This window comes from Nocardia sp. NPDC004711, from assembly GCF_053601595.1.
The window spans coordinates 24,674-33,713 of sequence record NZ_JBSGCB010000075.1; the positions used below are offsets into that span (position 1 = coordinate 24,674).

General features: G+C 69.8%; 6 protein-coding genes and 1 pseudogene. 4 read left to right on the forward strand and 3 right to left on the reverse strand.

Translation table 11 applies throughout. The annotated features are described in order from the left end of the window. Positions 1-10: 10 nt before the first annotated feature. Together ACWEKS_RS43330 and ACWEKS_RS43335 are read right to left on the reverse strand one after the other, a co-directional pair. Positions 11-799 carry a ferritin-like domain-containing protein gene (locus ACWEKS_RS43330; RefSeq protein ID WP_040857217.1) on the reverse strand — a complete coding sequence of 263 codons (789 nt, stop codon included), beginning with the start codon at positions 797-799 and terminating at the stop codon, positions 11-13. Between the two features lie 58 nt (positions 800-857). Continuing rightward, on the reverse strand, positions 858-2,516 hold the full coding sequence (locus tag ACWEKS_RS43335; RefSeq protein ID WP_452345538.1) for an AMP-binding protein: 1,659 nt from the start codon (positions 2,514-2,516) through the stop codon (positions 858-860). A 209-nt stretch (positions 2,517-2,725) separates the two neighbouring features. On the opposite strand from ACWEKS_RS43335, the gene ACWEKS_RS43340 reads away from it, so the two are divergent. From ACWEKS_RS43340 to ACWEKS_RS43355, 4 genes are read left to right on the forward strand one after another with little or no spacing between them, the layout of a single operon-like run. Then, complete coding sequence (locus tag ACWEKS_RS43340) at positions 2,726-3,964, forward strand: cytochrome P450 (protein WP_452345539.1); 1,239 nt, start codon at positions 2,726-2,728, stop codon at positions 3,962-3,964. Continuing rightward, positions 3,961-5,181 (forward strand): cytochrome P450, encoded by a 1,221-nt coding sequence (locus tag ACWEKS_RS43345; protein ID WP_452345540.1) that lies wholly within the window; start codon positions 3,961-3,963, stop codon positions 5,179-5,181. The genes ACWEKS_RS43340 and ACWEKS_RS43345 overlap by 4 nt, the downstream gene beginning before the upstream one ends. After that, a complete protein-coding gene (locus ACWEKS_RS43350; RefSeq protein ID WP_452345541.1) occupies positions 5,178-6,590 on the forward strand; it encodes an NAD(P)/FAD-dependent oxidoreductase in 1,413 nt (470 codons plus the stop codon). The genes ACWEKS_RS43345 and ACWEKS_RS43350 overlap by 4 nt, the downstream gene beginning before the upstream one ends. A gap of 16 nt (positions 6,591-6,606) precedes the next feature. After that, positions 6,607-7,878, forward strand: coding sequence for a cytochrome P450 (locus ACWEKS_RS43355; protein ID WP_452345542.1), 1,272 nt, complete (start codon positions 6,607-6,609; stop codon positions 7,876-7,878). 645 nt (positions 7,879-8,523) lie between these two features. Here the strand turns inward: ACWEKS_RS43355 and ACWEKS_RS43360 are convergent. Next, positions 8,524-8,895: pseudogene (locus ACWEKS_RS43360) on the reverse strand (ATP-binding protein); the annotation flags it as partial. Positions 8,896-9,040: the final 145 nt, after the last annotated feature.

Consider the following 9,040-nt stretch of genomic DNA (forward strand, 5'->3'; position numbering starts at 1 on the left):
GGCCGCGCCGCTAGGCGATGGCCTCGGCCAGCGCGCGGCGGACCTTGGCATTGCTGGACAGGTCCAGGCCGGTCATGGTCGCGAAGGTGCGGCGCACCTTGTCGTGCAGCACCTCCAGTTCGCCGTCGGCGGCGACCTGTTCGAGGAACAGCTCGAAGCCGGTGTCGATGGTCTCGTGGTCGCCGAGCTCGGCGATCCCGGCCTTGAAGGTGCTGACCGGGTGCTTGATCTTGGCCTCGGAGCTGTACACGTACAGAGTTTCCAGGACCGAGGGCAGCTCCTCGGGCCGGCGGGCCAGGCGCTCGGTGGCGTAGTGGATGAACTCGCGGGCGTGCCCGGCCTCGTCGCGACTCGCGTTGAGCAGCAGCGACTTCAGGACCGGCTCCTGCACCCAGGCCGACACCGCGCGGTAGACGTGGTTGACCGTCAGCTCGGAGATGATGTTGGTGGCCAGCGTCGCCGAGGGCGAGGTGCCCGGGGCGTAGGGCTCGCGCATCGCGTCGACCGCGCGGTCCTCGACATCCTCACCGATGGCGCGCAGCCAGGACCGGAAGGCGTAGTGGTGCTGCACCTCCTGGTAGCCCCACACCACGGCGAAGGTGGAGAAGTCGTAGTCGTCGACGAACTCGGCCAGGAAGCCGTGCACGGCGGCGATGACATTGGACTCGCCCATGGCAGCGCTCTTGGCCAGGGTCACGTACTCCGGCCGCACCAGGTCCTTGTCCACGGTGTCGAAGGCGAGATCGCCCAGCTTCCAGTGCAGGCGCTCGTAGTGGCGGAAGACTTCATAACTGTGCACGGGTGCCTCCGGTTCGTGCGGATCGAATGGCGTTGGGCGTCAATGCCACTGGGTGATGTCAGCGGTGCTGGGTGATGAGGTCGCGGGCGGCGAGCCGCTGGAGCTTGCCGCTGCTGGTGCGGGGGATGGTGCGCGGCGGCACGAGGTACACCTCGACGGCCGCCAGCCCGAGGTCGGCGGCCACCTGGTCGCGGATGGCCCGGGTCAACGCGGCCGCGGCGTCGCCGTCGAGTTCGGATTCGGCGATCAGCGCGATCACGTCCGCGCCGTCGGGGTCGATGGCGGCGGTGCAGCGCTGCTTGTAGATGCCGTCGAGGTCGCGCACGGCGGCCTCGACGTCCTGGGCGTAGTGGTTCACACCGCGCACGGTGATCATGTCCTTGCAGCGGCCGGTGACGAAAAGCTCACCGGCGCGCTGATATCCGAGGTCGCCGGTGCGCAGCCAGCCGTCGGTGAAGCGGTCGGCCACCGCGGCCGCGTCGGCGCTGAGGTAGCCGTCGGTGACCGACGCGCCGCGGATGAGGATCTCCCCGACCCGTCCGTCGGGCAGGTCGAGGCCGGAATCGGTGGACACCACCCGCAATTCGAGGCCGTCGACGGCCGAGCCGACCCCTGCCACCGCCCGCGCGCCCGCCTGTTCCGGCGGCACCGGGTCGGCGTGCCGGGCGTCGGCCAGCAGCGCCCGGTCCACCCACTCGAACACCGGTTCACGGCCCAGCGGCGGGAACGCCACGGCCAGGGTGGCCTCGGCCATCCCGTACACGCCGAACATGGTGCTCGGCGCGAATCCGGCCGGGGCGAACCGGTCCAGGAACCGGGTCACCACCTCCTGCGAAATCGGTTCCGCGCCATTGAAGGCGATGCGCCAGCGACTCAGGTCGTACTCGGCGACCTGCTCCGGGGGTACCGCGCCCAGCAGCGCCTCGTAGCCGAAACTCGGCATGGCGGTGATGGTGGTGCCGCTGGCGGCGAATTCGCGCAACCAGCGCGCCGGGTCCTTGACGAACGACAGCGGCGACCACAGGCGCGCCGGAATGCCGCGCAGGATCGCCGAGAGCGTGCCGAACAGGCCCATGTCGTGGAACAGCGGCAGCCAGAAGCCGCCCTGATCGTCCAGGTCCAGGGCGATGCCCCGGCGGATGGCGGCCAGCCCGGCCATCACCTGGCGGTGGGTCAGTCGCACGCCCTTGGGGAGAGCGGTGCTGCCGGAGGTGAACTGCACGACCGCCAGGTCGTCGGGCTCCGGGGTCGGCAGTATCACCCGCTCGGACTCGTCGTCGGCGGAAAGCTCTGCGGTGTCGAGGAATTCGACCGCGACGGCATCCCCCAGCAGCGGCACCAGCTCCGCGAACCGCGGGGACACCAGCACCGTGCGCATGCCCGCCGCCGCGGTGATGGCGGCCAGCTGCGGGGGATAACCGCCGGCGCGACGCGTGCTCGCGGGCAGGGGCAGAGGAGTGGCAGCCGCGCCGGCGGCGGCGATGCCGAAGAAGCTCACCAGGAATTCCGGTGCGTTCGGGCAGAGGATGCCCACCGGTTCGCCCCGCCGCACCCCGCGCCGGATCAGCGCGGCCGCCGCCGCCCGTGCGGCGCGGTGCAGTTCGGCGTAGTCCATCCGCTCGGCGGTCGACCAGAATGTCGCCTCCACACGCGGGTGCTCGGCGGCGATGAATGCGAGCCGATCGGTCAGCGTGCCTTCGGAATTCGCGGAATTCATAACCGTCACGACAACAGCGAATTGTGTCCGGGCGCTGAACGCGTTGTTACACGTGAGCGGTGATAACCAGCGTCGATCGTCCAATTACAGTGCGCGATAAAGAGATACGACGATCGGACGATAGGCGGTCGCAATGGCCGCACGACCCGCCCGGGGCAGGCGGCGAGGATGAACTCACGAAAATGGTATTCACAATTCAGGAGTCGCCGGTGAGTTCCGAACCCGCCGCCGTCGCGGAAATGAATCGGGTCCAGCAGGCCGTCGTCGAGAGCATCGCGCCGCACCTGCGGCACAACCCCTACGACAGTTACCGGATCCTGCGCGCCGCCGGGTGTTTCGTGCCCGGTCCCCACGACACCCATCTGGTCACCCGCCACACCGAGGCGCAAGCCATCCTCACCGATCCGCGCTGGAGTCACGCCGAGGAACCCGAGCTGCTGCACGGCGACAGCGACGTGGAGCTGCCCGGCTCGTTCCTGTGGATGGAACCCCCCGATCACACCCGGCTGCGCGGGCTGGTCGGCAAGGCGTTCACCGCCCGCACGGTCAGCGGATTGCGCGAGCGCGCCACCCAACTGGTGGACGAGCTACTGACTGCGATTCTCGCCGACCGCGAGGTGGATCTGCTCGAGGCCCTCGCCTATCCGGTGCCGCTCACCCTCATCTGCGAGATGCTCGGCGTGCCCGCCGAGGCGCACGCGCAGGTGCGGGCCATGTCGGCGGGCATCGCCCGCGGACTCGACCCCGACGTGCTGCTCAGCCCCGAGGAACTGGCCGCCCGCACCGCGGCGGTCCACGAATTCACCGAATTCTTCGGCGATCTCGTCGACCAGCGCCGCCGCGCCCCGCGCGCCGACCTGATCACCGCGCTGGTCCAGGCCGAGGAGGCCGGGGTGCGGCTGAGCCACACCGAGCTCATCGGCACCCTGCTGATCCTGGTGGTGGCCGGCCACGAGACCTCGGTCAACCTCATCGGCAACGGCGTGCTCGCCCTGATCCGGGAGCCCGGCGAATTCCAGCGGCTGTGCGCCGATCCCGACCTGGCCGGCGCCGCGGTGGACGAGGTGCTGCGCTACGACGCGCCGGTGCACCTCACCACCCGCACCGCGCGGGCCGAGATCACCGTCGGCGAGCGCACTTTCGCACCCGGTGACGCGGTGATCGTGTTGCTCGGCTCGGCCAATCGCGACCCGGCCGCCTTCCCCGACGCCGACCGGTTCGACCTGGGCCGGTATCTGCCGGGCCGCAACACCGAACGGCACCTGTCCTTCGGTCTCGGCCTGCACTACTGCCTGGGCGCGCCACTGGCCCGCATGGAGATGCAAACGGTGATGCACGCCTTGGGTGTTCGCGTCACCGCGTTGAGCCTGCTGGCCGAGCCGCCGTACCGGCCCAATGTGGTCGTCCGCGGCATGTCCGAATTGTGTGTCCGTGTGGAGGGCCGATGAGCACCGCCGTACCCGAGATCACCTTCGACGCCTTCGATCCCGGCCACCGCGCCGATCCCTATCCGGCCTACCGCCGCGTCCGCGACGCCGCGGCCCTGTTCCCGTACCGGTTCGGGGACGTACCGGTCACTCTCATCACCCGGTACCGGGAATGCGCGGCCATCCTGACCGGCGCGGACTGGGGACACGGGTACGCCGCCGGTATCAGTCCTTTCCGTGACACTACCGCCGCCATTCCCGGTTCCTTCGTGCGCATGGATCCGCCCCAGCACGGCCGCTACCGCAAGCTCGTGGCCAAGGCGTTCACGCCGCGCATGGTCGGCGAACTCGCGCCGGTGGCCGGGCGGGTGGTGGACGAGCTGGTCGACATCGCCCTGGAGCGCGGGGAATTCGATGTGCTCGAGGATCTGGCGGTGCCGCTGGCGGTGGCCATGATCCCGGTGCGGCTGCTGGGCGGTGATCCGGCCGACGGCGGACGCTTCCGGGAGTGGCAGCTGGCCATCGCGCGCGGCAGCGACCCGGACTCGCTGCTCGGGCCCGCCGACATCGAGGCGCGCGGGCGGTCGGCGCTGGCCTGCATGGGGTACTTCGGCGAACTGGTCGCGCGGCGCAAGCGGGAGCCGGGCGCGGATCTGCTCAGCGAACTGGTCGCGGCGAGCGCCGACGGTGAGGCGCTGACGGAGGCGGAAGTCATCGGCATGGCCCTGCTGCTGCTCGTAGCGGGTATGGAGACCTCCATCAACCTGATCGGCAACGGGCTGCTGGCGCTGCTGCGCAATCCGGACCAGCTCGAATTGCTGCGTGAGCGACCCGAACTCGTCGAACCGGCCCTGGACGAGATGCTGCGCTACGACGCGCCCACCCAGTTCACCATCCGGGTGGCCCTCGCCGATACCGTGGTCGGCGGCCGGCAGTTCCGGCGCGGCGACGGTGTCGTGGTGCTCACCGCCTCGGCCAGCCGCGATGACCGGGTGTTTCCGGACGCCGACACCTTCGACGTCACACGGTACGCCGGAAACCGGCCCGCCCGTAAGCATCTGGGCTTCAGCCTCGGCATCCACTACTGCGTCGGCGCCCCGCTGGCGCGGCTCGAGGCCGCGGCCGCGGTGCGCGCCCTGCTCGATCGCGCGCCCGGGCTGCGGCTGGGCGCGGAGGCCGTCGGCTACCGGCCCAGCCTGATCCACCGCGGTGTGATGGCCCTGCCGGTGACGGTATGAGCCCGGCGGACCGGCACGCGATCGTCATCGGCGCGGGTATCGCGGGACTGCTCGCGGCCCGCGTGCTCGCCGAATTCTGCACGCGGGTCACGATTCTCGAACGCGATACCGGCGACGCGGCCGCGGTGCGCCGCGGTGTCGGGCAGGGCCGGCACCTGCACGGGCTGCTCGACCGTGGCCGCACCATCTTCGAGGAGCTGTTCCCCGGCTGCACCGACGATCTGGTCGGGGCCGGAGCGCAGACCGCCGAGGTGCTCGTCGGAACCCGGTGGTACATCGCCGGATCGCGGCTGACGGCCACTCCGACCGGGCTCACCTCGATCATCGCGACCCGGCCGCTGCTGGAATCCGTGCTGCGCCGCCGCACCCTGCAGCTGCCGAATGTGCTGCTGCGCGAGGGAATCACGGTCCGCGGGCTGATCGGGGACAGTGCTCGCATCACCGGCGTGCGGGTGGGGTCCTACCGTGATCCGCACCCCGGCAGAGACTTCGATGCCGCAGGTGGCGACGGGGCAGCAGCCGTCTCGCGCGGCTCGGCCCCGGACGGTGAGATCGCCGTCGCCGATCTCGTCGTCGACGCGAGCGGGCGGGGATCGCGGATCTGCGAGTGGCTCCGGGTGATCGGCGCGCCGACGCCGGTGGAGGAGCAGCTCGAGGTCGACCTCGGGTACGCCTCGCGTCTCTACCGGTACGGCGAGGGACAATTGGGCGGGCACGCCTCGGTGATCATCTCCACCGGTGCCGACGGGCACGGCGGCGGGGCGGTCCACGTGGAGGGCGATCGCTGGCTGGTCACGCTCGCGGGCATGATGGGCGATCATCCGCCCACCGACGCGGCGGGCTTCCAGGCGTATGCCGCGAGCCTGGACGCGCCCGACATCCACGAGATCATCACGGCCGCAGAGCCTCTCGACGAGGCAGTGCCCTACCGGTTCCGGTTCTCGGTGCGGCGCCGATTCGACCGGCTGCCCGCCGCGCCCGCGGGACTGGTCGTGCTCGGCGACGCTCAGTGCGCGTTCAACCCGCTCTACGCCCAGGGCATGACCGTGGCTGCGCTGCAGGCGGTCGCCCTGCGTGCATGCCTGGACGGCGGACTATCGTTCGCGGAGCTGCCCGCGCGCTTCTACGCGGCCGCGACCGAGGCCGCCGCCACCGCCTGGCAGCTCGCGGCGACCTCGGATCTGCGTCATCCGCGGGTCGCGGGACGGCGCGGGCTGCGCACCCGGCTCACCAATGCGTATGTGGCGCAGGCACATCGCGCCGCCCACCGGGACCCGCTGGTGGCACGCACCTTCATGCGAGTCGCCCATCTCGTCGAACCGCCCGCCGCGCTGACCCAACCGGTGCTGGCGGGCCGAATCATGCTGCGCGGCAATGGCGCCGCACTCGCCATGTCGGCCGATCGTTGAATCCAGGAGGACAATCATGGCCGCCGCCCCAGAGGTGAACGCCGTTGCCGAAGCGCAGGACCCGGCCGTTGTGAACGCGCTGGTCCAGCTTTTCGGGCCCGACGGCCGCTCGGACCCCTACACCCCGGCGCGCGTGCTGCGCGATGCCGGGCCCATTCATCAGACCCCGCTCGGGCATCACGTGCTCACCCGGTACGAGGACTGCGCCGCGGTGCTGTCCACCACGGCGTGGAGCCACGCCGAGGAGGCCGGGATGATGCACCCGACCGTCGAACCCGAGGACGCTCCCGAGGAACTGCCCACCTCCTTCCTGTGGATGGAGCCGCCGGACCACACCCGGCTGCGCAATCTGGTCACCAAGGGGTTCACCCCGCGCACGGTGGCCCGGCTGCGGCCGCGCATCGAGAAGCTCAGCGAGGAGCTGGTCGACAAGGCCCTGGAGGCAGGCGAATTCGACCTGGTCGAGATGATCGCCTACCCGCTGCCGCTGATCATCGCCTGCGAGCTCATCGGCGTGCCGGAGGAAGCCTACGAGCAGGTGCACCAGTGGTCGCAGGACCTGGCGCGCGGGTTCGACCACGACTACACACTGCCCGAGGAATCGCTGAAGGCGCGCAGCGCCGCCTCGCGCGGATTCATGGGCTACTTCCGGGAACTGCTCAACGAGCGGCGCGTGAATCCGCGCGAGGACCTGCTCAGCGCGCTATCTCAGGTCGAAGATCGCGGTGACGTGCTCACCGAGCAGGAACTGCTCGCCACCTGCATCACCACGTTCGTGGCCGGGCACGAGACCACCGCCAACCTGATCGGCACCGGCATGCTGCGGCTGCTGCGTGCGCCCGATCAGATCCAGGCGATGCGTGACCGGCCCGAACTCACCGCCTGCGCGCCCGACGAGCTGCTGCGCCTGGAACCGTCGGTGCAGATCACCACCCGGGCTGCGACCCGGCCGATCACCGTCGCCGGGCACGACTTCGAACCCGGTGAGGGCGTGGTCGTTCTCATCAACTCCGCCAATCACGACGAGCGGGTCTTCCCCGACCCGGACCGCACCGACGTCGCCCGCTACTCCGACCCCATGCACCCGGCGAAGAAGCACCTGGGCTTCAGCCTCGGCATCCACTACTGCCTGGGCGCCCCCCTGGCCTTGCTGGAGATGGAGATCCTGCTCGACGTGCTGCTGCGCAAAGTCGGTGCGATGGGGTTGCTTTCGGAGAATCCACCGTTCAAGCCGAACGTGGTGATTCGAGGACTGGAGGCGTTGCAGGTGGGTTTCCAGCCCGCCTGATCCGATGACGCGTTCCGGCGCGGCGCGTTCGCGGGTGGATGCTTGTGAGTGCCGCGCCGGGCAGCGCAGGCGGCCTGGAAGCCGATCCATCCGATGCTGCCGCGCAACAGGATTCGCAGTGTAACCGGCGGGTACCGGGTGCATCGGTGCCCGCCGGGATTATCGGGCTTTCTCGCACCATGCGGCCGTGTCGCACTCGCTGCGGACGGGCGCCTGGAGGCGCGCTCGCCCAGTGTGATCCGGGCGACTGAGCGAGACCCGGGGCAGCCGGCGTCGACTCCGGGCGTCGCTGCCAGCTCAACGGCAAACATTTGGTGGGAGTGCAGTTCTGTCTCGATTCTGCTGATGACATCGCTGTATGGCCCCGCGAGATCCTTGAGTCTTGCCTCCGAACCGATCATGGCGGCGGTGGTGATAGGCAGAGTCGACACGTGGAGTCCCGGATCGATGCAGATAAGCGGGACGCCGGTCGCCCCAGCCGCGCGAGTTCGGTCACCGCGAAATGGGCGGTCAAATCCCATCCAGGCGTTGTCCCGTCGATCGGGATCTCGTAAGCCTTTCAAGATGCTCCCGCTTTGGTGACACCGGCCAGCACGAGTTCGCTCTCCAATTGTCGGGACTTCAGCCCGTGGACATCCCCGCCATGTAGTCGGCGTGGGCCGCCTTGACCCCGAGCCCGATCGCCAGGTGCGTCTTGCCGATCCCGGGCGGGCCCAGCAGCATCACGTTCTCGGCCTTGGGAACAAATGTTCCAGTAGCCAAGTGCGCCATGACATCTCGCCGCAGGGAGGGCAGATGGTCGAGGTTGAAGTCCTCCAATGTTTTGACCTGTGGGAAGTGCGCGGTGCGGATGCGCATGACGGTGCCCTTGGACTCGCGGTCGGCGACCTGGCGTTGCAGCAGCGCCGCCAAATACACTTCGTGCGACCAGTTTTCGTCGCGAGCCTGCTCGGCCAGCTCCTCCCAGCTGCGCCCGATCGTCGGGACCTTCAGCACCCGGGTCAGGTAGGCCAGCATCGAGGGCAGCCCATCAGGCGGCTTGGCCGGGCTGCCATTGGTGGCGGGCTTGGATCTGGTGGCGGTCATTGCTGCCTCGATTCTCGTGCCGGAACAGTGAAATCGACGCCGAACAGGGCGTCGTAATCCGGCAGCGCGCGCAGCG

Coding starts and splice junctions, on each gene's coding strand:
- ACWEKS_RS43345 (WP_452345540.1), top strand. CDS start 3,961: ATGAGCACCGCCGTACCCGAGATCACCTTCGACGCCTTCGATCCCGGC.
- ACWEKS_RS43335 (WP_452345538.1), bottom strand. CDS start 2,516: ATGAATTCCGCGAATTCCGAAGGCACGCTGACCGATCGGCTCGCATTC.
- ACWEKS_RS43350 (WP_452345541.1), top strand. CDS start 5,178: ATGAGCCCGGCGGACCGGCACGCGATCGTCATCGGCGCGGGTATCGCG.
- ACWEKS_RS43355 (WP_452345542.1), top strand. CDS start 6,607: ATGGCCGCCGCCCCAGAGGTGAACGCCGTTGCCGAAGCGCAGGACCCG.